Annotated in this window: 17 protein-coding genes and 1 tRNA gene; 7 read left to right on the plus strand and 11 right to left on the minus strand. The window is 68.7% G+C overall.

Annotation, left to right across the window (positions count from 1 at the left end; all coding sequences use genetic code 11):
* Positions 1–73 precede the first annotated feature (73 nt).
* The gene (locus tag K8612_RS17580) at positions 74–2,209 is read left to right on the plus strand and encodes a M13 family metallopeptidase (protein WP_223763103.1); all 2,136 of its coding nucleotides are present in this window, start codon (positions 74–76) and stop codon (positions 2,207–2,209) included.
* Between the two features lie 29 nt (positions 2,210–2,238).
* The gene (locus K8612_RS17585) at positions 2,239–2,487 is read left to right on the plus strand and encodes a GlsB/YeaQ/YmgE family stress response membrane protein (protein WP_223741773.1); all 249 of its coding nucleotides are present in this window, start codon (positions 2,239–2,241) and stop codon (positions 2,485–2,487) included.
* Positions 2,488–2,515: 28 nt separating this feature from the next.
* On the opposite strand, the gene K8612_RS17590 is transcribed toward K8612_RS17585, so the two are convergent.
* Positions 2,516–3,550 carry a PA0069 family radical SAM protein gene (locus K8612_RS17590; RefSeq protein WP_223763104.1) on the minus strand — a complete coding sequence of 345 codons (1,035 nt, stop codon included), beginning with the start codon at positions 3,548–3,550 and terminating at the stop codon, positions 2,516–2,518.
* Positions 3,551–4,002: 452 nt separating this feature from the next.
* Between K8612_RS17590 and K8612_RS17595 the strand changes: the two genes are divergently transcribed.
* Positions 4,003–8,292 (plus strand): MopE-related protein, encoded by a 4,290-nt coding sequence (locus tag K8612_RS17595; protein WP_223763105.1) that lies wholly within the window; start codon positions 4,003–4,005, stop codon positions 8,290–8,292.
* Positions 8,293–8,386: 94 nt separating this feature from the next.
* On the opposite strand, the gene K8612_RS17600 is transcribed toward K8612_RS17595, so the two are convergent.
* The 3 genes from K8612_RS17600 to K8612_RS17610 all read right to left on the minus strand — a co-directional run bounded on the left by K8612_RS17600 (position 8,387) and on the right by K8612_RS17610 (position 11,691).
* Positions 8,387–10,264: an ABC transporter substrate-binding protein gene (locus tag K8612_RS17600; protein ID WP_223763106.1), complete on the minus strand. Its 1,878-nt coding sequence runs from the start codon at positions 10,262–10,264 to the stop codon at positions 8,387–8,389.
* A complete protein-coding gene (locus K8612_RS17605) occupies positions 10,261–10,551 on the minus strand; it encodes a hypothetical protein (RefSeq protein ID WP_223763107.1) in 291 nt (96 codons plus the stop codon). Before K8612_RS17605 ends, K8612_RS17600 begins: the two co-directional genes overlap by 4 nt.
* A gap of 72 nt (positions 10,552–10,623) precedes the next feature.
* Complete coding sequence (locus K8612_RS17610) at positions 10,624–11,691, minus strand: hypothetical protein (protein ID WP_223763108.1); 1,068 nt, start codon at positions 11,689–11,691, stop codon at positions 10,624–10,626.
* 139 nt (positions 11,692–11,830) lie between these two features.
* Here K8612_RS17610 and K8612_RS17615 point away from each other — a divergent pair, with 139 nt between their 5' ends.
* The 3 genes from K8612_RS17615 to K8612_RS17625 are packed head-to-tail and all read left to right on the plus strand — an operon-like array spanning position 11,831 to position 14,863.
* Positions 11,831–14,428 carry an SBBP repeat-containing protein gene (locus K8612_RS17615; RefSeq protein ID WP_223763109.1) on the plus strand — a complete coding sequence of 866 codons (2,598 nt, stop codon included), beginning with the start codon at positions 11,831–11,833 and terminating at the stop codon, positions 14,426–14,428.
* Positions 14,409–14,585 (plus strand): M13-type metalloendopeptidase, encoded by a 177-nt coding sequence (locus tag K8612_RS17620; protein ID WP_223763110.1) that lies wholly within the window; start codon positions 14,409–14,411, stop codon positions 14,583–14,585. Before K8612_RS17615 ends, K8612_RS17620 begins: the two co-directional genes overlap by 20 nt.
* Positions 14,586–14,614: 29 nt before the next feature.
* Positions 14,615–14,863: a GlsB/YeaQ/YmgE family stress response membrane protein gene (locus tag K8612_RS17625; protein WP_223741773.1), complete on the plus strand. Its 249-nt coding sequence runs from the start codon at positions 14,615–14,617 to the stop codon at positions 14,861–14,863.
* 28 nt (positions 14,864–14,891) lie between these two features.
* On the opposite strand, the gene K8612_RS17630 is transcribed toward K8612_RS17625, so the two are convergent.
* From K8612_RS17630 to K8612_RS17650, 5 genes are all read right to left on the minus strand, one after another.
* Complete coding sequence (locus tag K8612_RS17630; RefSeq protein ID WP_223763104.1) at positions 14,892–15,926, minus strand: PA0069 family radical SAM protein; 1,035 nt, start codon at positions 15,924–15,926, stop codon at positions 14,892–14,894.
* A gap of 50 nt (positions 15,927–15,976) precedes the next feature.
* Positions 15,977–17,635, minus strand: coding sequence for a type 2 lantipeptide synthetase LanM (locus tag K8612_RS17635; protein WP_223741769.1), 1,659 nt, complete (start codon positions 17,633–17,635; stop codon positions 15,977–15,979).
* 143 nt (positions 17,636–17,778) lie between these two features.
* On the minus strand, positions 17,779–18,378 hold the full coding sequence (locus K8612_RS17640) for a hypothetical protein (RefSeq protein ID WP_223763111.1): 600 nt from the start codon (positions 18,376–18,378) through the stop codon (positions 17,779–17,781).
* An 86-nt stretch (positions 18,379–18,464) separates the two neighbouring features.
* Positions 18,465–18,537, minus strand: a tRNA-Gly gene (locus K8612_RS17645).
* A 65-nt stretch (positions 18,538–18,602) separates the two neighbouring features.
* Complete coding sequence (locus tag K8612_RS17650; RefSeq protein ID WP_223741887.1) at positions 18,603–20,564, minus strand: ABC transporter substrate-binding protein; 1,962 nt, start codon at positions 20,562–20,564, stop codon at positions 18,603–18,605.
* Positions 20,565–20,754: 190 nt separating this feature from the next.
* Between K8612_RS17650 and K8612_RS17655 the strand changes: the two genes are divergently transcribed.
* A complete protein-coding gene (locus K8612_RS17655) occupies positions 20,755–21,600 on the plus strand; it encodes a discoidin domain-containing protein (protein WP_223763112.1) in 846 nt (281 codons plus the stop codon).
* A gap of 54 nt (positions 21,601–21,654) precedes the next feature.
* Here K8612_RS17655 and K8612_RS17660 read toward each other — a convergent pair whose 3' ends face one another.
* Both K8612_RS17660 and murA read right to left on the minus strand, forming a co-directional pair.
* Positions 21,655–22,047: a zf-TFIIB domain-containing protein gene (locus tag K8612_RS17660; protein ID WP_223741766.1), complete on the minus strand. Its 393-nt coding sequence runs from the start codon at positions 22,045–22,047 to the stop codon at positions 21,655–21,657.
* 161 nt (positions 22,048–22,208) lie between these two features.
* On the minus strand, positions 22,209–23,480 hold the full coding sequence (gene murA / locus K8612_RS17665) for a UDP-N-acetylglucosamine 1-carboxyvinyltransferase (protein WP_223741765.1): 1,272 nt from the start codon (positions 23,478–23,480) through the stop codon (positions 22,209–22,211).
* Between the last annotated feature and the right edge of the window lie 3 nt (positions 23,481–23,483).

Below are 23,483 nucleotides of genomic sequence, written 5' to 3' on the forward strand. Positions count from 1 at the left end.
AAGCTGGAATGCCCCCGCGCATCAGGGGTTGATGCGCGCCGGATTCTCACCCTTGTCCGTGCTGGAGAACGCTTTGAAGCGACTGGCCCTCTTCGCCGCCTCCTGTGTCCTCGGCGCCGCCTGCAAGACGGCGGAGCCCACCCCCGAGCCTCCCCAGGCCACCCCCCCGGCCCCCGTGGCCGCCGCCGCGCCGGCCACGCCCGCGCAGCCGGCCCCCGCCGTGCCCATGTCCGAGCGCCCCATGCCGCCGGGCCTGGACGCCGCGGTGATGGACCCGTCCGTGAACCCCTGTGACGACTTCTACCAGTACGCGTGTGGCGGCTGGCTGAAGACCACGGAGATCCCCGCCGAGCGCGCGCGCTGGAGCCGCGGCTTCGAGACCGTGGCCGAGCGCAACCAGACCGTGCTGCGCGACATCCTCACGAAGGCCGCGGAAGGGCAGGGCGAGGGCACCCCGGAGGAGAAGAAGCTGGGGGACTTCTACGGCTCCTGCATGGACGAGGCGAAGCTGGAGCAGTCGCTGCCCACGCTGCGCACGTACCTGGCGAAGCTCAACGGCCTGAAGAGCCCGCAGGCGGTGGCCGGCGCGGTGGCGTGGCTGCACGCGCGCGACGTGAACGCGCTGTTCCGCGTGGGCTCGGATCAGGACCAGAAGGACGCCACGCAGGTCATCGCCGTGGTGGACGCCGGGGGCCTGGGCCTGCCGGACCGCGACTACTACCTCAAGCCCGACGTGAAGATGCGCGAGGCGCGCAACGCCTACCAGGCGCACGTGCAGAAGGTGTTCGAGCTGTTGGGCGACGCGCCCTTCGTGGCCAGCCGCAAGGCCATTGGCATCCTCGCCATCGAGACGCGCCTGGCCAACGCGCGGCTGCCCAAGGAGGACCGCCGCGAGCCGGAGAAGGTCTACCACCGCCTGGAGCGCCAGGGCCTGAAGCAACTGGCGCCCGCGTTCCAGTGGGACACGTACTTCGCGCAGGTGGGGCTGCCCGCCGGTGAAGCGCTCAACGTGACGGAGCCGAAGTTCTTCTCGGAGGTGTCCGCGCTGGTGCGTCAGCAGCGGCCGACGGACATGGGGCCGTACCTCTCCTACCACCTGGTGAAGAGCGTGCAGACGGCGCTGCCCAAGGCGCTGCGCGACGAGTTCTTCCGCTTCGAGTCCTCGGTGCTCACCGGCGCGAAGGCGGACCTGGCGCGCTGGAAGAAGTGCGTGGACGCCACGGACGACGCGCTGCCGCACGCGCTGGCCAAGCCCTTCATCGCGCGCACCTTCGGCGCGGACGGCAAGGCCACCACGCTGGACATGGTCCAGCAGATTGAGCAGTCCTTCGAGCGCAACCTGGACACGCTGTCCTGGATGGACGCGGAGACCAAGGCGCAGGCGCTGGTGAAGGTGAAGAAGATCACCAACAAGATCGGCTACCCGGACCAGTGGCGCACCTACGACGGGCTGACGGTGACGCGCGACTCGTTCCTGGACAACCTGCTGGCGGCGGACGCCTTCGAGCAGGCGCGCCAGCTTCGCAAGGTGGGCCAGCCGGTGGACCGGCAGGAGTGGTTCATGTCGCCGCCCACGGTGAACGCCTACTACAACGCGGCCACCAACGAGATTGTCTTCCCGGCGGGCATCCTCCAGCCGCCGTTCTTCGGGCGGGACGCGTCCGCGGCGGTGAACTTCGGCGCCATGGGCATGGTGGTGGGCCACGAAATCACCCACGGCTTCGACGACGAGGGCCGCCAGTTCGACGCGGACGGCAACCTGCGCACGTGGTGGACCCCGGCGTCGGACAAGGCCTTCCGCGAGCGCGTGTCGTGCGTGAGGAACCAGTACGACCAGTACACCGCCGTGGACGACGTGAAGGTGAACGGCAAGCTCACCCTGGGCGAGAACGTCGCGGACCTGGGCGGCCTCAAGCTGGCGTACGCGGCCATGGAGGCGTACCTGGCCAAGCACCCGGACCAGGCGGCGAAGGCGAACTCCTACCGCTTCACGCCGGGGCAGCAGTTCTTCCTCGCGCACGCGCAATCGTGGTGCTCGAAGATTCGTAACGAGGCTGCGCGGCAGCGGGCGCTGACGGATTCGCACTCGCCGGCGTTCCTGCGCGTGAAGGGGCCGGACGTGAACCTGCCGCAGTTCCAGCAGGCCTTCTCCTGCCCCGCGGGCTCGCCGATGGTGGCGCCCGCTGCGAACCGCTGTGAGGTCTGGTAAGGCTTCGGCCCTACCTGTGGGAGGACGGCATGGGAATCTGCTCGTGGTTGGTGTTGGGCGGTATCGCGGGCTGGCTGGCCAGCATCATCAAGGGCACCAACGCCCGGATGGGGATGTTCGCCAACATCTTCGCCGGCATCGTGGGTGCCATGCTGGGCGGCTGGGTGTTCAGCTTCTTCGGAGGCAGCGGCGTGACGGGCTTCAACCTGTACTCGCTGCTGGTGGCCACGGTGGGCGCCGTCATCCTGCTGTCCATCCTGCAAGCCATCCGGAAATAGCGCCCCCGGCTGTCGCGCCCTTCGCTGCCTAGAAGAGCGACAGTTGGGGTGAGGTGGAGGGCCGCGCGGGGCGCCGGAAGGTGTCCGGCGCGGCCTCCGTGATGGACGACGCGCGCATGCCCACCTTGCGCGCCGCCGTCGCGAAGAGCTGGTGGATGGTCTGGGCGTAGAGCCCTTCGCCGCGCATGCGGTGCTTGAAGCGGCTGTCGGTGAGCTCCCCGCCGCGCGTCTCGCGGATGCGGTGCAGCACCCGGTCCGCGCGCAGGGGCAGCTTCGCGCGCAGGCGCTCCTCGAAGACGGCCTGCACGGGGCCGGGGAGCCGCAGGAGCGTGTAGTGCGCTCTCGTGGCGCCGGCCTCCCGGGCTGAAGCGAGCACCCGCGCGATGTCCTCGTCGTTGAGGCCGGGGATGATGGGGGCCACGGACACGGCCACGTCGATGCCGGCCTCGGTGAGCTTGCGGATGGCGGCCAGGCGCCGCTTGGGCGTGGCGACGAGCGGCTCCATGGCGCGCGCCAGCTCCTCGTTGTGGAAGGGGAGGCTGATGCTCACGAACAGCCGTGTCTCCGCCGCCAGCCGCTGGAGCACGTCCAGGTCGCGCTCAATCAGCACGCCCTTGGTGACGATGCCCACGGGGTTTCGGTACTCGGCGCAGACCTCCAGGCACTGGCGGGTGAGCCGGAGCGAGGCCTCCAGGGGCTGGTAGCAGTCCGTGACGCCGCTGAAGACGACCGTCTCTCCCTTCCACGACGGTCGGTCGAAGGCTTCGCGCAGCAGCTCCGGGGCGTTGGGTTTGACGACGAGGCGCGTCTCGAAGTCGGTGCCCGCGCCGAAGTCCAGGTACTGGTGCGTGGGGCGCGCGTAGCAGTAGGCGCAGGCGTGGAGGCAGCCCCGGTACGGGTTGACGCTCCAGGAGAAGCACACGTCGGGGCTGTCGTTGGTCGCGATGATGGAGCGGCTGTGGTCCTCCCAGACCTCCAGGCGCGCGGGGGGAATCTCGTCCAGGTACTCCACCGCGGTGCTCGCCCAGGGGTTGGGCGGATTGTCGACAGGGCGGGCCTTCACCCGGCAAGGGTGCGGCTGAAAGCCCGTTCAGTCGAGGCGATGAGACCCGTAGAACGACGAAGGATGGGGCGCTGGATGACGTGCCATGACCTTCAGTGGATAGGGTTCACTCACGGTGGGTAATGACCCAGTCGGTTCTGCCCCGCCAAATCAAGCACTACCCAGGGCATCCGCTGTTGAATTGGATATGTCTTGACAGTGATCAGTCCAACAGTGTGAATATCTTTTCTTTCAGGCTTAGTCGGCTTAGCTTGAAAAAATGTAGTGGCGGTGGCGGGACTCGGCGCATCCAGGAAGTGTCAGGGGAGCCGAGAAGGGACGACACGCAGCAGGCGGATCCGGGCGTCGCGAGGACGTGACCCCCACCTCTGCACGGAGTTGGTTTTCCGAGAGTCGTTGAACGGCATCCCCTGACAGTCCAGGCAGTTCCCAACCCCATTCATGGAGTCCCGATGCGTTTATTGAAATGGTGTCACGCCGGGGTGTTGGTACCCACCCTGCTGCTGGCGGCTTGCGAAAAGCCCGCTGAAGGGCCCGCGTCCGCCCCGGAGCTGAAATCCACCAGGAGCCGGCTGGGGACGGGCGAGATTTCGTTGGCGACGATAGCTCCGCTCGATCGGTTTAGTGGAAAGGCTGGCGGCCGTACCGGTATGTCGTTGGCCAGCGGAGACCTCAACGGCGATGGTCTCAGCGACCTCGTCGTTGGTGCCCCAGGTCCTGCCTCCGGCACCTTCGTAAGTGAAATCTATGTTCTCCGAGGGAACACATCCCCGGACATCAGAACTGCCTCCAACCTGCTCAATGGTGTCAACGCCTACCGGGCGGGTGCCAGTATTGGGGTTGGCAATTACACGGGAACGAGCCGGAGCGACCTCCTGGTTGGAGCGCCCGGGTATAGCCTGAACCGTGGCACCACCTACCTGCTGGACGGCACTTCGTTGTCCTCGGGGACGGTCCAACTCTCCACGGCCAGGAACATCGCAGGCCTTTCGCCCAATGACACCGCTGGCTTCGCCGTGGCCCTGGGCGACGTCACGGGCAGCCCGGATGTGGACCTCATCATCGGAGCCCCCAATCGCACCACGGGGAGCGGGGCCGTCTACGTCGTCAAGGGGCCCATCAATCTGGCGACCGTGGCGACGACACTCACCGGCGCCGCCACCACCATCACGGGACCCGCGGGCAATGCGATCCAGGCAGGGACGTCGCTCGCGACCGCGGACCTCAATGGCGATGGCGCGACGGACCTCATCATCGGCTCTCCCAAGCACAACGGAACGGGCGCCGTCTTCGTTTTCTTCGGGCCCTTGCCCCAGAGCTCGACGGCACTGTCCATCACGAGCGCGAACCTGACGCTCCTCGGGGCCACGGCGAACGAGCTTGCGGGCACCTCGGTGGCTCGCGTGCCGGACGTCGATGGCGATGGGGATGACGAGCTGCTGGTGGGCGCTCCCGGAACGGGCTCACTCCCGGGCAAGGCCTACCTGGTGTACGGCGGCTCCTCGGGCACACATGCGCTGACCACATTCCCGCAGTTCGTCGGTACGGCGGGTGACCTCGCGGGCACCTCCGTCGCGGCGGTGGGGGATGTGGATCACGATGGCTTCACGGATTATCTGGTGGGAGCCCCGGGCACCGCATCCGGTGCGGGAGCCGCCTACTTGATTCACGAAGGCCCCACGCCGTTCGCGGACACCCAGCCACTCTCCGACTTCTATCGTTTCTCGGGTGAGTCTGCGGGTGATGGCGCCGGAACGACCGTGGCGGGTGTCGGAGATGTCAACGGTGACGGGAATCCCGACATCGCGATTGGCGCCCCCACCACGGGCGGCACCACGGGCACTGTCTACCTGCTGTATTGGCGCACCTGGTACGGCGACGCAGATGGTGACGGCTTCGGAGACCGTCAGCAGCTGCATGAAGGCTTCTTCAAGCCGACGGAGGGCGCTTGGGTCGAGAATGCCGACGACTGTGACGACTCCAATGAGTCCATCAATCCCAATGCGCTGGAAATCTGCAACAATATTGACGACAACTGCCGCAACGGTGTCGACCTGGATGACCCCGAGATTGTCGGAGCGGACATCTATTACACCGACCAGGATGGTGATGGACATATCCAACCCGAGGATTTTGGAGAGCCCGCGTGCAGCCGTCCCGACGGCAAAATCCCTGTCGAAGAGGCCTTGGGCCTGGAGTGCAGCGACAGGAACAGCGACGACGACGCGACCACGTACGATGGCGCCAACGAGGTCTGCGATACCAAGGATAACAACTGCGACAACACCATCGACGAAGGTGTGACGGCCGACTACTTCCGTGACTCGGATGGTGACACCTATGGTGATCCCAATGACGCGGTCGCGGCCTGCTCGCCGCCGTCCGGCTACGTCACCAACAACACGGACTGCGATGACACCCGGGACACCGTAAGCCCGGCCGCCGTCGAGGTCTGCAACGGCCAGGACGACAACTGCGATGGGTCCTCCGACACCAACGCGACCTGGTACGTCGACCTGGATGGCGATGGCTTCGGCTCGGATACCCCGTATCCTCCCATCACCGTGGCGGCGTGCGGTGCCGTGCCGTTCGGCTATGCCAACAACAAGGACGACTGCAACGACCGGAACGCCTCGGTGGGCGGTCCCAAGGTCTGGCACCCGGATACGGATGGTGACGGCTTTGGTGATCCCAGCCAGGAGGTCAAGGCCTGTACGCAGCCGGCGGGTTACGTCGCAAATGACACGGATTGCGACGACACCACCAACACCGTGACGGAGATCCACTGGTATCCGGATGGTGACGGCGACGGCTTCGGCAGCCCGAACGGACACGTCAGCGCCTGCGTCGGGCCGCCCGCTGGGTACGTCGCGCTCAACACGGACTGCAATGATACGAACGCATCGGTTGCTCCGAACCAGGCCGAGGTCTGCAACGGCGTGGACGACAACTGCAGTGGCGCCGCCGACGAGGGCGTGACGTCGACCTTCTACCGCGACGCGGACGGTGACGGCTTTGGCGACCTCAACACCACCACCCAGGCCTGCGCCGCGCCCCCGGGCTACACCTCCGATACCACGGACTGCAACGACAGCGACGCGACGATCAACCCGCAGACGCTCTGGTACGCGGACACGGACTCGGACGGCTTCGGCAGCACGACGTCCACCATGTCATGCGTGAAGCCCGATGGGTTCGTCCGAGTCAACACCGACTGCAACGACAACAGCAACACCACCCATCCCGGCGCCCTGGAGTTCTGCAACGGCGCGGACGATGACTGCAACTCGGTCATCGACGACAGCACCGCGGTCGACACCGTCACCTGGTACCGGGACGGCGATGGCGACGGTCACGGCCAGTCCTTCGATTCGAAGAAGGCCTGCACCGCGCCCAGCGGGTACGTCAGCAGCAGCGACGACTGCAACGACACGAACGCGGCCATGTTCCCGGGCAACCCGGAGGTCTGCGACGGGCTCGACAACAACTGTGACTACGAGAAGGACGAGAACGTGAAGAACACCGTCTACCGCGACGTGGACGGCGACGGCTTCGGAACCCCGCTCTCCTTCCAGCTCGTCTGCGACACGCCCGCCGGCTACGTGTCCAACAACCAGGACTGCAACGACAACAACAGCAGCGTCGCCCCGGGCCTCGCCGAGGTCTGTAACGGCGTGGATGACAACTGCGACGGCGTTGTCGACGAAGGCGTCAAGACCACCTACTACGCCGACCAGGACGGCGATGGCTTCGGGACGACCAACGCGGCCTACGCCACGGAGGCCTGCTCCGCTCCTCCCGGCTACACGCAGACCCCGGGCGATTGTGACGACCGCCGGAGCGAAGCAAACCCCTCGGGCACGGAGGTCTGCGACGGGCTCGACAACAACTGCGACGGTGCCGTGGACGAAGGCGTCCAGCTGACCTGGTACCAGGACTCGGACGGCGATGGCTTCGGCGTCCCCGGCGTGACGACCCTGGCCTGCACCAAGCCGGCCGGCTACTCGGCCAACACCACGGACTGCGATGACAGCCGGGGTGACGTCAGCCCGGGCAGCGTGGAGCTGTGCGAAGCCGTCAGCAGCGCGCAGGTGGACAACGACTGTGACGGGCAGGTGGACGACGCCATCAACGCGCGCACCTGGTACCAGGACGCGGACAACGATGGGTTCGGGCGCGAAAGCCAGACGGCGCAGGCGTGCGCGGCTCCGGCCGGCTACGTCGACAAGCCGGGCGACTGCGACGACACGCTCGCCAATGTCTATCCGCAGGCTCCGGAGACCTGTGAGACGACCGGCCCGCAGGTTGACAACAACTGCAACGGCGACCTGAACGACGATCCCAACGCCCCCATCTGGTACGGCGACGGAGACGGGGACAACTACGCGGGGACCACGTTCCAGCTGCGTTGGTGCACGGACCCCAGCAACCTGACGGACCCGAGCGGCAAGGTCATCGTCCGGGGCCATTACGTGCCCAGCCTCATCCCCACGGACTGCAATGACAGCAACGCGAGCATCAGCCCCGGACAGACCGAGGTCTGCAACAACATCGACGACAACTGTGACGGCCAGGTCGATGAAGGGACCCAGACGGCGTTCTATCCGGACGCGGACAACGACGGCTGCGGTTCGAGTGCCTCCGCGCCGCACATGGGCTGTGGGGCGCCAGGCGCGTGTGGGTTCAACTTCGTCACCAACAACAGTGACAGGGACGATCAGAACGCGTCCATCTGCCTCTAGCAGGACCCCGCGGCCCGCCTGACCGGGCGGGCCGCACCCCGTGGAGCCCCGAACGCGGCGTTCGGGGCTCCACGCCCTGCGCGGCGCCAGGCGCTCAGTCGCGGAAGTACCAGAGGTGCGCGCCTCCACCCAGGTCCCGGGCCTGTGGCTGGCGTTCAAGCAGCAGGGGCGACTGCGCGTGGAGCAGCTCTTCTCCGTTCGGCGCCACCACGCGCGTCAGATGCCACTCCCCCAGGTCCCGCAGCCGCTCGAACCAGGCCTGATCGTAGGGCATGACCGCGGCCAGGAGTTCCTGCTGCTCCAGCCGCTCGCCCAGCCGATCCAGGTCGGGCACCTGGGCCACGGAGACACGGTCCAGACGGGGAGTGCCCCGGAAGTACGCGCGGAAGGCGCGAAGCTCCACGGCGTCCGGGCCCAGCCGCTCCACCACGAAGGGCCCACTGCCCACGGGCTTGGAACCGAAACCCTGCGGATCCGCCTCGTAGGCCGTCCGCGGCACGATGCCCGCGGACAGCAGCGGCGTCAGCGCGTCCGGTGCGTCCAGCAGGAACGTCACCTGGCGGCCCTGCAGGGTGACGTCGAGCACGCGCGCGGCCCACGCACGCCAGGGCGACTCCTGCTCGCGCATCCGCTGGAAGCTGAAGCGGACGTCCTCCGCCGTCACCGGGGTGCCGTCGTGGAAGTGGACATCCCCCCGCAGCGTCGCGGTGACGGCGTAGCGGCGGGTGCCGCCCACGTCCACCGGCTGCGGCGCGCTCCAGGCCTCGGCGAGGTCCGGCACGGCTTCGCCCTGAGGGCCGTCGCGCCTGCCCAGCCCGCGGAAGACGAGCCCCATGAGGCTCGAGGACTCCATGGGCCCGGCACGCAGCGGATCCAACCGTGACAGGACGCGGAAGTCCCCCAGCGCCAGCGCCTGCCTCGGCCGGACTCGCACCGTGCGGGTGAAGGCGCGCCGTGCGCGGTCCTCCCCTGGCACAGTGCCCTCCGTGTCCGCGACGAAGCGCACCGTGTGCGTTCCCTGACCCAACTGGAGCTGCCTGCGGATGCTGCTCTCCGCCGAGCGCTGCCCTGGCTCCAGGGGCCCATGGGGGAGCTCCGCAACGGGCGCTCCGTCCACGCTCCATTGCACCTTGAAGGCGGATGTCGCGAGCGCGCCGGGATTGGCCACCAGCGCCTCCACGTCGAAGGGCTCGTCCGCGAACACCACCTCCGTGCCGATGCGCAGCTCCTCGACCAGCAGGTCGGGAACGGTGGACTCCCAGGCGATGACGTTGGAGGGCTGCGCGCCCAGCACCGCGAAGACGAGCCCCGCGCCCCGCGCCTCGGGCGGGACCTCCACCGTCACCCGGGAGGAGCTCCAGTCCAGCACCTGCGCCTCGCGCCCGTGGAACATCACCACCGAGCCCGCGGGCCGCACCAGCCCCAGGTTGCCACCCTCCAGCACCACGGTGCTTCCCGGGGTGCCTCGCGCCGGCCGGGCGAGCGTGAAGTAGGGCAGGCCTCGCCAGTCGCGCAGCTTCGTTTCGGGGAGGTCCGTTTTGCGGCTGACCTCCGCCAGCATGGAGGAGGTGCGGGTGTAGCGGAGCAGGTCGTCCACTGAATAGATGCCAATGGCATTGAGTGCGCGGATCTCCGTCAGGGTGATGCCAGGGAGTTTCGCCAGGGGGCCGTTGGTGGTCGTGTCCTCCATCGGGTGGCGAAGGCCCGCCAGCTGGCTCTCCAGGACCTGGGCGAAGTCCAGCTTGAGCAGTGTGTCGCTGGTCTGACCGGGGTCCACCGCCCGGAAGAAGAGGCGGCCTTCCAGGTCCCGGCGCAGCGTCACCTCCGCGTCCAGGGAGATCTTCTTGATGGAGAAGGTCACCTTGCGTGAGTACGACTTGAGCAGGAGCGTGTCCTCTGCCCGGTCTACCTCCGCTGCGATGGCATCCACCACGTCGGCGAGCTGCCACTCGATGTTGTCCTGCGCACTCATGGGCCCTCCGGGGTCGTGCCGACGGACTGGACGCTCAACGTGATGGCCACGCGGCCCACGCCTGTCACCGCGGGCGAGTCCCGGGTGCTGGGGAGGGTGAGGACGAAGCGCGCGGGTTCCTCCTGCGGATCCGTGCCTGCCTCGCGAAGCCGCAGGTAGGCCGGGACGTTCAGGTCCACGTCCTTGACCTGGAGCCGGAGCCCGGCCTCCTGGGAGGTCCGGTCGATGGAGTCGGCCAGGTCATCGAAGATGAGGGTGAGGAGATCACCGAGGGAAATGTCAGCCATGGGAGTGGATAGGCACCGGAGGAGGGGACCGCGGGACTGGCGGCGGGATGCCGCCAGCCCCGCGGTGTGAGGTCAGTTGATGGGGTCATCCACGACGATGGGCGCGAAGGTCTCGGTCCGGAACTGGATGCGGACCTGCCCGATGATCTCTGCGTTCATCGTCACGGCGTCGAAGGAACTCTCGTTCACGGAACTCACCTGCAGGTTGCTGTAGCTGGCGCCGAAGCTCGTCCTGAACCAGCCGCCGAACCCCACGCGGCCGCTGACGTTCGCGCTGAAGTTGCTCTGGTCGTAGCGGTTGCGCTGCACGGTCTGCGCGTCGGTGGACGTGACCGTGAAGGTCAGCCGCGAGAGGATCTCTCCGTTGGAGACCACGATGCGAGCCATGCCATCCCGGGCCATGGCGCGCAGGTGGGTGATCATCTTGATGGCCAGCATCTCCGCGATGGCGGCGCGGATCAGGTCCACCTGCGCCGTGGTGAACGACGTGGCGGAAGAGGAAACCTCGTTCGGCGACACGAACTGGAGCGGGACCTTGTTGTCCTTCGTCTCCTCGAGCAGGGCAGTGACGACCTGCATGAGGTTCTCATGAGCCGTCGTCGCGGGCGCGCCCGTGGCGGCGTCCGCCGCCGTGTCCTTGAACGTGTAGCCCGTGCGGCAGCTGGTGCCCCCGAGGCCATCCCCGTAGCGCTGGGACAGGTGCGCGTTGACCTGCGCGGTGGTCACGTGCTCTTCCTGGAACTCGGCCAGCGTCTTCGCCAGATCCGCCACCAGCTCCGCGTAGGCCTTCATCTGCTTGATGGTGGCCCCGACGATGGCGTCGAAGGTGCCGGTGATGAGCCCCGCGGTGAACTCCACGAAGCCCAGGTTCTGCACCTGCTTGAGCGCCGCCACGCCGGAGTCCAGCGCCGGCGTGGCCAGGGTGGAGGGGGGGCTCCGGGGCTGGCGCGTGGACAGGTGCTGGATGGCGCCGTGCACGGCCTCGCCCACCGCCTCTCGCACGCTCATGCGCTGCTTCTCGTCCCGGATGCCAGCGACCGCGTCGTCGATGGTCTTCATCAGGGGGGCCAGGTCCCGCTCATAGCCAGACGGCTGCGCTGCGCCCGGGCGCTTGCCCCGGGCACGAATGCTCTTTTCCATGATGTGCGTCCTCTTGGTGATGGTGCGGTGTCGCGACGGGCCCGTATGCCCATGGGCTGCGCGCGACGAAGCTCATGATGCAGGAATGGTCTGACATTCACGTTTTGCTGGTATGTGGTCCAAGCATGGGAGGATGCGGATGATGCGGAGCGCGAAACTTCGACTGGTATTGGGGCTGTCCTGGCTGGGCGGGGGGGCCGCCGAGGCTCAATCGCCCGAGCACCTGACGCCGCCTGTCTGGAGCCGGCAGTTGGGAACGACCCGGTACGAGCAGGTGTCTGGCATCGCGGCGTCATTCAATGACGTATTCCTGGCGGGCTACAGCCAGGGACAGCTCGGGACGGAACCCTCCGCGGGAAGCTCGGACGCCTTCGTGGCGCGCCTGCGTGCCAGCGGCGAGGTCGCCTGGACGCGGCAGTTTGGCTCATCAGCGAATGAGTACGTCACGGGCGCGGCGGTGCATGACGCCAGTCCCAACGCGGTGGCTGTGTATGCCACGGGCTACACCTCCGCGGCCCTGCCTGGGAATGTCCTCGTGGGAATGTCCGACGCCTTCCTCGCGAGGTACGACGCGCAAGGAGGGCTGCAATGGCTCCGGCAGTTCGGCACGTCCTCCGGTGACTTCGCCCAGGGCGTCGCGACCGCGCCGGACGGCAATGTCTATGTGGTGGGGTACACCTCCGCGTCCATGGACGGCCAGGCCTGGGCGGGAGGTCAGGATGCCTTCGTGGTGAAGTACGACGCGGCGGGGGACCGGCAGTGGTCACGGCTGACGGGGACCAGCAAGAACGACCAGGCCCGGGCCGTGGCCGTGGGGGCGGACGGCAGCGTCTACGTCACGGGTTTCACGTTCGGAGGGCTCAATGGCAACGCCAACGCAGGGGGCACCTCCTCCACGACGTCGGATCTCTTCCTCGTGAAGTACGACGCCGCAGGGCAGCGGCTGTGGACGCGGCAGCTCGGCACGAGCACCCCGGACGTCGCCCAGGCGGTCGCCACGTCCCGCCGCGCTTCAGGCGAGGTCGAAATCTATGTCGCTGGACGCACGCAGGGCGGGCTGGATGGCAATGCTTCGCTCGGGAGTCATGACATTGTCGTGGTAAAATACGATGCGTCGGGAAACCGCGTGTGGACGCGGCAATTGGGGACGTCTGGAGAAGAGCAGGTGTTTGGGGTCACTTCGGACGGCGGAGGCAATGTCTATGTAACGGGTTCCGTTCCTTCGGACCTCCAGACAGACGCGCCGCTGGGCAGCAATGACCTGGTGTTGTTCAAGCTGGATGCTGCGGGTGGGCTCCAGGCCCGCCGGCAGCTGGGGTCCACTCCCGCGGGGGACCCTGCGCGCATCAGCGATGCGGGGCTCGCCGTGGCGGTGGACCCGGGGCGGGGCGTCTATGTCGGCGGCTACACGGAGGGACTGCTCGGGGCGACTCCTTCAGGGGACAAGGACGCCGTGGTGGTGAAGTACCTGGAAGGCTGCGAGGAAACCTCTCCCGGGCAGTGCGCGTGGGGCTACGGCTGGGGCCGTCAACGTGCTCCGGATGGATGGGTGCGGCAGCTCGGGTCCACACTGGACGATCATGCGGCGGCCATCGTCGCGACGCAGGATGGCCTCTATACAGTGGGTGAAACCTACGGCAGCTTCCATGGAGGCGCCCCGCTGGGCGGAGGCGACCTGTTCCTGTCCGCCCACGACACGCAGGGCGGGCTTCGCTGGGTCCGGCAGTTTGGCACCGCCGATGATGAATTGATTGGCAGCCTGGCCGCGGACGGCGCGGGCAACCTCTATGTCGCCGGAGGCACCAGTGGTGCCTTCACCGGCCACACCTCGGCGGGCTTCTTCGATGCATTCCTGGCCAGGTATGACGCCTCGGGGCAGCGGCTCTGGACCTGGCAACTCGGCTCGTCGGAGTTCGATCTGGCCCGCGCGGTGGCGGCCGCGCCTGGCGGCGGTGTCTACGTCGTGGGCAGTACGTATGGAAACCTCGATGGCAACCTGAGCGCTGGCTACGGTGAGAGTGACTTCTTCATCTCGAAGGTGGACGCCGCCGGAGGCCGGGAGTGGACGCGCCAACTGGGAACCGCGGGGCCGGATGAAGCCGTGGCCGTAGCGGTGGACTCACTGGGAGGCGTCTACGTCGCGGGGACGACGTCGGGCGGCATGGGCACGGGAGGTTCGCAAGGGGACACGGACGTCGTGCTCGTGAAGCTCGATGCGGACGGACACGTCCTGTGGTCCCGCCAGATGGGCTCGCCGGGGCCCGACTCGACCGTGGGCGTGGTGGAGACCTCGGCTGGCATCCTCGTCGCGGGAGGCGCCGGCAGTGGTGGCGGCGGTCAGCCGTCGCTGGGGGGCAACGACTTCTTCACCGCCCTCGTGACGCCAAGCACCGGGCAGCCCCTCGGCTGGCGGCAGTTCGGCTCGGGGTTCGACGAGTACGTGGGAGGGCTCTCCACGGACGGCGCGGGCGGCGCATGGCTCACGGGGAGCACGTTAGGGGCCATGGGAACGCCGCTGGGAGGCCAGGACGCGGTGTTGATACACCTCTCGGCCCAGGGCCAGCCCCAGCAGGTGCGTCAGCTCGGTACCGTGGATGACGAGCATGCGACGGGCGTCACCGTGGATGCCCAGGGCCGCGTCTATCTGGTGGGCGAGACATTGGGCGTCTTCGAGGGCCAGGCGTCCTCGGGCTCGTTCGACGTTTTCGTCTTGAAGGATGACGCGCCGCTCGACTGAGGCTGCGCGGCAGCGGGCGCTGACGGATTCGCACTCGCCGGCGTTCCTGCGCGTGAAGGGGCCGGACGTGAACCTGCCGCAGTTCCAGCAGGCCTTCTCCTGCCCCGCGGGCTCGCCGATGGTGGCGCCCGCTGCGAACCGCTGTGAGGTCTGGTAAGGCTTCGGCCCTACCTGTGGGAGGACGGCATGGGAATCTGCTCGTGGTTGGTGTTGGGCGGTATCGCGGGCTGGCTGGCCAGCATCATCAAGGGCACCAACGCCCGGATGGGGATGTTCGCCAACATCTTCGCCGGCATCGTGGGTGCCATGCTGGGCGGCTGGGTGTTCAGCTTCTTCGGAGGCAGCGGCGTGACGGGCTTCAACCTGTACTCGCTGCTGGTGGCCACGGTGGGCGCCGTCATCCTGCTGTCCATCCTGCAAGCCATCCGGAAATAGCGCCCCCGGCTGTCGCGCCCTTCGCTGCCTAGAAGAGCGACAGTTGGGGTGAGGTGGAGGGCCGCGCGGGGCGCCGGAAGGTGTCCGGCGCGGCCTCCGTGATGGACGACGCGCGCATGCCCACCTTGCGCGCCGCCGTCGCGAAGAGCTGGTGGATGGTCTGGGCGTAGAGCCCTTCGCCGCGCATGCGGTGCTTGAAGCGGCTGTCGGTGAGCTCCCCGCCGCGCGTCTCGCGGATGCGGTGCAGCACCCGGTCCGCGCGCAGGGGCAGCTTCGCGCGCAGGCGCTCCTCGAAGACGGCCTGCACGGGGCCGGGGAGCCGCAGGAGCGTGTAGTGCGCTCTCGTGGCGCCGGCCTCCCGGGCTGAAGCGAGCACCCGCGCGATGTCCTCGTCGTTGAGGCCGGGGATGATGGGGGCCACGGACACGGCCACGTCGATGCCGGCCTCGGTGAGCTTGCGGATGGCGGCCAGGCGCCGCTTGGGCGTGGCGACGAGCGGCTCCATGGCGCGCGCCAGCTCCTCGTTGTGGAAGGGGAGGCTGATGCTCACGAACAGCCGTGTCTCCGCCGCCAGCCGCTGGAGCACGTCCAGGTCGCGCTCAATCAGCACGCCCTTGGTGACGATGCCCACGGGGTTTCGGTACTCGGCGCAGACCTCCAGGCACTGGCGGGTGAGCCGGAGCGAGGCCTCCAGGGGCTGGTAGCAGTCCGTGACGCCGCTGAAGACGACCGTCTCTCCCTTCCACGACGGTCGGTCGAAGGCTTCGCGCAGCAGCTCCGGGGCGTTGGGTTTGACGACGAGGCGCGTCTCGAAGTCGGTGCCCGCGCCGAAGTCCAGGTACTGGTGCGTGGGGCGCGCGTAGCAGTAGGCGCAGGCGTGGAGGCAGCCCCGGTACGGGTTGACGCTCCAGGAGAAGCACACGTCGGGGCTGTCGTTGGTCGCGATGATGGAGCGGCTGTGGTCCTCCCAGACCTCCAGGCGCGCGGGGGGAATCTCGTCCAGGTACTCCACCGCGGTGCTCGCCCAGGGGTTGGGCGGATTGTCGACAGGGCGGGCCTTCACCCGGCAAGGGTGCGGCTGAAAGCCCGTTCAGTCAAGGCGCCCGTGTCCCGTCAGAGCAGCGGGCCACACCCGAGCGTCGTCTCCAGCGCCGTGCGCAGCTTCGTCTTGAGCTGCGGCCGGCCCATGGCGCCCCGGAGCGGGTTCAGCGTGTTGCGCACCTCCGTGAGGTTCGCCACCGTCACGCCCTGCGCGGTCGCGGCGAGGTAGGTGACGCCCTGGGTGCGCAGGGGCGTGAAGAAGTGCTGGCGGTTGTGGGGTTCGAACAGGGCCCCGGGAACCGCGTTGTGCTGGCCGCCGTACCACGTCAGCCAGTCGAACAGCCCCTGGCCAATGGCATGGGCCTCCGTGCTCAGGGTGCCGTTCATGTTCTGGGTCATGCCCTCCGCGTGCGCGCGGCACATGTCCGTCGTCATCAGGAGCACGCGCGCCATGGGGGCGACGTTCTGGAACTGGTTGAGCCAGGCGTCCACCCGGCCCGTGTTGAGGGCGGTGACGATGCGGTCCACCTCCTCGCGGATGCCGGCCAGGATTTCGTTCGGGTACGCGGAGGCCTGGACCCAGGCGCCGTGGGGCGCGGTGCTGAACCCCGCGTTGACCTCCTGCTGGTTGTAGGGCGCGGACACGTTGCTGGCCTGCCACTGTCCCCGGTAGAGGTCGGTGGTGAAGACGCCGCCCACCATGCTGTGCGGCGGCGGGGCGATGTGGAGCACCTGGGACAGCGCGGCGTGGGCGATGGGGTTGCCGTGCGGCCCCGCGTAGTTGAAGCCCATCTCCGCGTCGATGAGGTGGGGCCCCTGCGCGGTGGCCATCACGTTCTCGTGATGCAGGTCGGTGATGCCGAACACCGCCGACACCGTGATGATCCGGCCCAGCTTCCGGAAGTACGTGGGCTGATCCACCAGGGGAATCTGCCGCGCCTTCGCGACCATCTGCATGTAGCCGTACTCACCGCGCGCGTGCGGGAACGCGACGATGCGGATCGCCGGGAGCGCCGCGTCGAGCGTGGTGAAGAGGCTGTCGGTGTACGGCAGCAGGGCGGGGTAGTGCATCCGGCAGAGCTGGTACGACTGCGGGTCGCCCATGAGCAGCAACTGGAAGGTGAGGTCCGACGGCTTGTAGACGACCCGCCCTCCGCAGGAGAACCGCAGCAGCGCGACGCGGTGGCCCGTGTGGTGGGGATCGCTGCCGGTGACGTCCACGTCGGCGAGGCCCCCGGTGATGCCGAAGGCGCTCCGCAGCAGGGCCCGGTCCCCCATGATGCGGCCCACCAGCGAGGCGCCGAAGTCCACGTGCGCCCGCACCATGTCCTGGATCATCCGCCAGACGCGGTCCGCCGGAGTCTCCGAGAGCGTCTTCACCGTCCCCAGCGCGTTGCGGCCCAGGCTCCAGGCGAAGCTGAGCGGGCGCAGGTTCCAGGCGTTGTCCATCGCGCCCCACTCCCTGCGCGCGGACAGCCCCGCGGCGGCGGAGCAGGGGCCGTACAGGTCCATGGCCGTGCGGTGGAGGAAGTTGTTCGCCAGCAGGGTCCCCGTCAGGTTCTGGAACCCCGCCAGCTTGAGCACGCCCGCCAACTGGTTCACGACCTGCTTGAGGGCGTCCTTGATGAACGGCTTGACCGCGTTCACGTGCGGGGGCGCGCCCTGGATGACCGCCGTTCCCATGAACGTCGTCACTTCGTTCAGCGCGTCGTCGATCTCGGCGTCGTACATGGCGGAGGGCCCAGGGGAGGGACGGCAACGTTCACTGCCGGGCAGTCTAGCTGCCCTTCAGTGCAGCCCCTCCAGCGCCCTTCACCCGGCACGTGCACGGCTTCGCGTGACCCATCCCGGGTCAGCGGGGACAGCCCCTGTTCTCAGCGCAGGACGGGCCTGCCCGTGAGCAGGTCCTGGTGCAGCGCTTCGCTCAAGATGAACCGGCCGTCCTGTCCGAGCAGGTGGTCCGGAAGCACCGACGCGAAGTCGCCGACGACGGCCTCCGGCACCACCTCGCGCCAGGTCTCGTCGTCCGTGATGAGCGTGTCGACCGCGAGCGACTTGAACTCCACCTGGTGGCCTTCCTCGATGAAGACCCTGGCGCTCAGCTTCTGGCCCACGGCGAGCGTGTCCATGTCGAACGAGTTGGCATACAGGACATTCGCCACGGTCAGGTTGCCCGTCACCCGGACCTCCGAGCCGCAGACCAGGTCTCGCGCGTGAAGGTCGCCCAGCACGTAGAGCTTGGAGCAGTCGTCCTCGTTCTGGAACGCATCCGACAGGCAGCCCTTCACCGTCAGGTTGCCCGCGACGATGAGGACCTCGTTGGCCTCCAGCGCGAAGTCGCCGTCAATCTCCAGGTCGCCTTCGCGCAACGCGAAGTGGAGGTCCTCCGCGTCGTCCTCGAAGGGGGTCTCCAGCAGGTCGGCGAGCAGTTCGTTGGCGCGGGCGAAGTCGGTCGGCTGGAAGTGGCTGGACATGCGCCGGAATCTACCGGCGGGAGGGCGGCCCGGAAACACGAAGGCCGGTGGTCCCGAGAAGGAACCACCGGCCCGTGTCTCTTCAGAGCGGCGGAAGGGATTCGAACCCTCGACCCCGAGCTTGGGAAGCTCGTGCTCTACCAACTGAGCTACCACCGCAGGCGCTGCGTGATGCAGGGCCCAAAGTAGGGGCGGGGCCCTGCCTTGTCAATCAGAAGTCGGGGCTACTCCCCCTCCTCGACGGTGAGCTGGTACGAGTCCTGGAAGTTCGCCTCCCGGTTCTTCGCGTCGCGCACCTCGAAGACGTAGACGCCCGGCTCCGCGCTGTAGCGGATGGTCTCCGGCTGGTCGCCCTTGGCCCGGTCGGACGTCTGCACGAGCGTCAGCTTCCCGTCCGGCTGCACGCGGTGCAGGTACAGCCCCACGTCCACCTTGAGGATGCCCAGCAGCGTCGCGGTGATGGCCGTGCGCACCGGCCGGTCGGACAGGTCCACCCGGAAGTAGTCCACGTCCTTCGCCGGGTACACCGTGCCGCGCACCGCCTTGCCCGGCGTCAGGTCCTGCGCGCGGTCCGCGGTGTTGTTCGGCTCACGCTCCTCGCTGCCGTTGTCCGGCACCGTCGTCACGCTGATGCGGTAGGGCTGGTCCGCGTTCTCGAAGTCCTTCACGAACTTGCCGTTCACCTTCCGGAACGACCCCTCCACCCGGAAGTAGCAGGTGCCGTTGCACGCCACGTTGTTCAGCCGCTCCGGCTCCTTGAGGGCGCCGTCGTTGGCCTTGAGCAGCACCGTCTCCTTCTGCCCGTCACCCTGCGGCGGCTCCACCATCGACAGCGTCAGGTCCAGCCGGTCCACGCCCGACAGCTCCACCTTCGCCAGCACCGGCTCGCGCGTCGTCAGCACGTAGTGGTCCACGTCCGACTTGGGCGACAGGAAGCCCTCGCGGTAGCCCGCGCCCGTCAGCGGCGTGGCCTTGAGCAGCTCGTCGTTGGGCTCCAGCTCCGCGTGCGCCCCCGCCTCCTCCTGGGACACCGTCAGCGTGTAGGGCACCTGCGCGTTGTACGTGCGCCGCTGCGCCTTGCCCGTCCCCGTCCAGCCGCCCTTCACCACCACGTAGACCACCCGGTCCGTGGCCCTCACGCCGATGTTGCGCAGCGCGAGCGGCTCGCCCTCCTTGCCCTGCAGGGTGAAGAGCGGCGCCTCCGCGGCGGACAGCACCGAAACCTCCGGCCGCACGCCCTCCACGGCGGACAACTCGATCTTCAGCGCCACCGACGGCACCTCCGGCTCGGGAGGCGGGAGGCCCGCGTCCACCGCCTGCGCCGCCATCGCCCCGCCCAGCTCCCCGGGCGCCGTGGGCGTCGCGCCCTCGGCCGGCGGCGCGGGCGGCTCTCCGCCTCCGAACGTGCCCTCGGGGGAGGGCGCCGCGGTGTCGTCCATGACCGGCGTCTCGTCCGGCACGGAGGGCGGCGGCACGGCCGCGGGCGTCGAACCCGGAGCCGGCGCACCCGGGGCCTCGGGCGCCGCGCCCGGCGCGGGTGCTGCGCTGCCCTGGGCCTCGGGGACTTCACCCCCGGGCGTGGCGGGCGCGGGCAGCTCCACCCGGTACCAGTCCTCGTCGCCGGAGTGCCCCAGGAACGCCGTCACCGTCTGCCCCAGCGGCAGCGCGGCGGCGTCCACGGCGCGGTCGTTGGGCTCGCGCTCCTCGCCGTCGTTGGGCTGGCGGTACTTCACCTCCAGCGTGTACGCCCCGCCCATGCCCTTGCGCGCGGGCGACACCACCAGCCAGCGCTCCTTCTCCACGTAGAGGTTCGGGAGGCGCTCCCCCTTGCCCTCGCCCTCGCTGTTCACGCCGACCAGCCGGTTGCGGTCCTGGTCGTAGACGTCCAGCTTCACGTCCCCGCCGGGCAGGCCCGTCACCGTCACGTCCGCGATGCGCGGGGTGCCCGGCGCCAGCCGGTACCAGTCCTCGTCCAGCTTGTTGGGCTCCGCCGCCAGGCCGCCCGTCACCACGCTGTCGCGGGTGATGGCCAGCGCCTGGTCGGGCCGCTCGTTGGGCTCCTTCTCCGTGAGGGCGGCGGGGCCCGTCTCCACGACGCCCGCGTCCGGCGCCTCCTCCGGCACGTCCTTCTTGCAGGAGGCCACCCCCATCAGCCCCAGGACACAGACCCAGCCCCAACGTCGCATCACGTCTTCCTCCTCGGTCGGTCCGCCTTGTCGGCCTGGGCGTGTCCGGGTGTCAAGCACCCCCAACCCCCGGCGGGCCGGTTTCATCCGCGCCCGCCGCGCGTCACCTGGAGAACGCCGTGTCCGGTGGCGGCGGAAGGCACGCACCCGGACTGGAGCCACGGGGGGCGGACGATCCAAGATGCGCCCCATGCGCCGCCTGTCCCTCGTCTCCCTGCTCCTCGTGTCCCCGTCCGTCCTCGCCGCCGCGCCCGCCGCGCCCGGCTATGCCCAGGCGGAGGCCTGGCTGGAGAAGGAGGCGCGCCCGGACCACTACGTGCCCCTCAACCTGCTGGACGGCCGGGACACCACCGCCTGGTGCGCGGAAGGGGAGAAGCCCTCCCACGTCTTCATCGGCTTCAAGGAGCCCGTCACCCTGGACGAGGTGCGCGTCTACACGGGCGACGGCACGTCCCGCGAGGCATTCAAGGCCAACGGCCGCGTGCGCAAGTTCACCCTCACCAGCGTGGACGCGTCCCGCAGCGTCACCGTGCAGGACAAGCGCGGCATGCAGGCCGTGCCCCTGACCCAGCCGCTGTTCGGCGCGCGCTTCATCCTGGAGGTCGCGGACCGCTTCCCCGGCGCCCGCGAGGACAGCCCGGTGTGCCTCACCGACCTGGTCCTCTACTCGGGCGGAAAGCCCCTCAACGGCCCCGCGCTCGCCACCCGGTACAAGTACGACGCGCGCGTGGCCCCGCTCGTGGGCACCTGGTTCGGCGGCCATGAGGGCGCCCCGGAGCGCTTCCTGTCCTTCTTCGTGGACGGCACCTGGCGCTTCTCGCTGGAGCCCCTGGAGACGCCCGAGCCCACCACCGTCGTCACCGGCACCTACACGGTGTCCGGCAACAAGGTGACGTTGGACATCCCCAAGAAGGGCAAGGTGGCGGCCCGCTTCGAGCGGACCCCCGCTGGCGACGGACCGAGGGCGGCCGCCGCGCTGTCGCTGGACGGGGCGCTCCCCGAGGAGTGGGGGAGCACCTTCCGCGGCCAGCCTTGAGGACACGCGGGCGCCTGGGAGACCCGGGCGCCCACCGTGCCTGGGGCCAGGGGCCTAGATGGCGGCCTTGGCCTTCCGCTTCGCGTCGAAGTTGCGGAAGAAGGTGACGATCTCCTGCTCGGCGGCCTTGGCGTCCGCGGCGTCCGCGAACTCCGACTCCAGGAAGATGCCGCCGCAGGACTCGCAGGTGTCGTAGTGCAGCGGGTGCTGCCGGTCGCCACCGTCGATGCGTACGAAGTCCACCTGGCAGTCCGGGCACTGCCCTGTCAGGGCCTCCGTGTCGACCTTGCCCCCGAGTTGCTCCAGACCGGGCAGGTTGTTGTGAAGGAGGATGCGGCGCAGGTCCGAAACGTCGGTCCACAGGCCTCCGCAATCTCCACACTTCCGCAACGTCTCGTGATCTCCTTCGAGATCAGTCATCTCGACGCTGCAACCGGGGCAATTCATGGGGCGGCTCGTTCTCCTGAAAGGGGGAGCGGATGGTGCTCCCCAGTGAATGGAGAATGATAAGTCGCCCAAAAATTGGGATGCAACCCGTGCGGCGGCTTCTGTTGGCAACGTGCCGTCAGCCGGCCCCCCGGGGCGCAGGCCGGTGCTCGGGCCGGCGCTCAGGCCCGCTCCTTCACCCTCCGGATGTCCGCGCCCAGGCCCCGCAGTTTGCGCTCCAGCCGCTCATACCCACGGTCCAGGTGGTAGACGCGGCTGACCTCCGTCTGCCCGTCGGCCACCAGACCGGCCAGGATGAGCGACGCGCTGGCGCGCAGGTCGGTGGCCATGACGGGCGCCCCGCTGAGCGCCTTCACGCCCTTCACCACCGCCGTGTGCCCCTGGATGGTGATGTCCGCGCCCAGCCGGTGCAGCTCCGGCACGTGCATGAAGCGGTTCTCGAAGATGTTCTCGGAGATGACGGACGTGCCGTGGCTCACCGTCATCAGCGCCATCAACTGCGCCTGCATGTCCGTGGGAAAGCCCGGGTGCTCCGTGGTGGTGATGTTCACCGACTTGAGGGACCGGGGCGCCTTGCAGCGGATGCCGCCGTCCTCCACGGTGAGGGTGCAGCCCGCCTCGCGCAGCTTGTCCATCACCGCGTCCAGGTGCTCCGCGCGTGCGTGCTTCACCAGCACGTTGCCCCCGCTGATGGCCGCCGCCACCAGCAGCGTGCCCGCCTCGATGCGGTCCGGCAGGATGGCGTGGTCCACCGGGTTCAACGACTCCACGCCCTCGATGGTGATGACGGAGGTGCCCGCCCCCTCCACCTTCGCGCCCATCTTGTTGAGGACGCGCGCCAGCTCCTCCACCTCCGGCTCGCGCGCGCAGTTCTCCATCACCGTGCGGCCCTTGGCGAGCACCGCCGCCATCATCACGTTCTCCGTGCCGGTGACGGTGATGACGTCGAAGTTCACCATGCCGCCCTTGAGCTGCTTGGCCCGGGCCTCCACGTAGCCTTCCGTCAGGTGGATGTCCGCGCCCAGCGCCTTGAGGCCCTTGAGGTGCTGATCGATGGGCCGCGCGCCAATGGCGCACCCGCCCGGCATGGACACGCGCGCCCGGCCGAAGCGCGCGACGAGCGGCCCCAGCACCAGCACGCTGGCGCGCATGGTCTTCACCAGGTCGTAGGGGGCCTCCGGGGTGACGTCCCCCGCGATGCGGATCTCACACGTGTCCGCCTTCTTGCCGGTGAGCCGCGTGGCCTCGCAGCCCATGGTGCGCAGCACCGCCAGCATCGTGGCCACGTCCGCCAGGTCCGGCACGTTGCGGAAGGTGGTGGTGCCGTCCGCCAGCAGCGCGGAGGCCAGGATGGGCAGCGCCGCGTTCTTCGCGCCGGAGACCTCCACCTCGCCGTGCAGCGCGGTGCCGCCCTTCATGACGATCTTGTCCATGTC

Source organism: Corallococcus sp. AS-1-6 (assembly GCF_020037015.1).
Lineage (GTDB): Bacteria > Myxococcota > Myxococcia > Myxococcales > Myxococcaceae > Corallococcus.

What these genes read in the sequence shown, in the direction of transcription:
- K8612_RS17605 (WP_223763107.1), bottom strand. Translation starts at nt 10,551, where the DNA reads ATGGCTGACATTTCCCTCGGTGATCTCCTCACCCTCATCTTCGATGAC.
- K8612_RS17615 (WP_223763109.1), top strand. Translation starts at nt 11,831, where the DNA reads ATGATGCGGAGCGCGAAACTTCGACTGGTATTGGGGCTGTCCTGGCTG.
- K8612_RS17585 (WP_223741773.1), top strand. Translation starts at nt 2,239, where the DNA reads ATGGGAATCTGCTCGTGGTTGGTGTTGGGCGGTATCGCGGGCTGGCTG.
- K8612_RS17660 (WP_223741766.1), bottom strand. Translation starts at nt 22,047, where the DNA reads ATGAATTGCCCCGGTTGCAGCGTCGAGATGACTGATCTCGAAGGAGAT.
- K8612_RS17625 (WP_223741773.1), top strand. Translation starts at nt 14,615, where the DNA reads ATGGGAATCTGCTCGTGGTTGGTGTTGGGCGGTATCGCGGGCTGGCTG.
- K8612_RS17640 (WP_223763111.1), bottom strand. Translation starts at nt 18,378, where the DNA reads ATGTCCAGCCACTTCCAGCCGACCGACTTCGCCCGCGCCAACGAACTG.
- K8612_RS17655 (WP_223763112.1), top strand. Translation starts at nt 20,755, where the DNA reads ATGCGCCGCCTGTCCCTCGTCTCCCTGCTCCTCGTGTCCCCGTCCGTC.
- K8612_RS17635 (WP_223741769.1), bottom strand. Translation starts at nt 17,635, where the DNA reads ATGTACGACGCCGAGATCGACGACGCGCTGAACGAAGTGACGACGTTC.
- K8612_RS17595 (WP_223763105.1), top strand. Translation starts at nt 4,003, where the DNA reads ATGCGTTTATTGAAATGGTGTCACGCCGGGGTGTTGGTACCCACCCTG.
- K8612_RS17600 (WP_223763106.1), bottom strand. Translation starts at nt 10,264, where the DNA reads ATGAGTGCGCAGGACAACATCGAGTGGCAGCTCGCCGACGTGGTGGAT.
- K8612_RS17620 (WP_223763110.1), top strand. Translation starts at nt 14,409, where the DNA reads ATGACGCGCCGCTCGACTGAGGCTGCGCGGCAGCGGGCGCTGACGGAT.
- K8612_RS17650 (WP_223741887.1), bottom strand. Translation starts at nt 20,564, where the DNA reads ATGCGACGTTGGGGCTGGGTCTGTGTCCTGGGGCTGATGGGGGTGGCC.
- K8612_RS17610 (WP_223763108.1), bottom strand. Translation starts at nt 11,691, where the DNA reads ATGGAAAAGAGCATTCGTGCCCGGGGCAAGCGCCCGGGCGCAGCGCAG.
- murA (WP_223741765.1), bottom strand. Translation starts at nt 23,480, where the DNA reads ATGGACAAGATCGTCATGAAGGGCGGCACCGCGCTGCACGGCGAGGTG.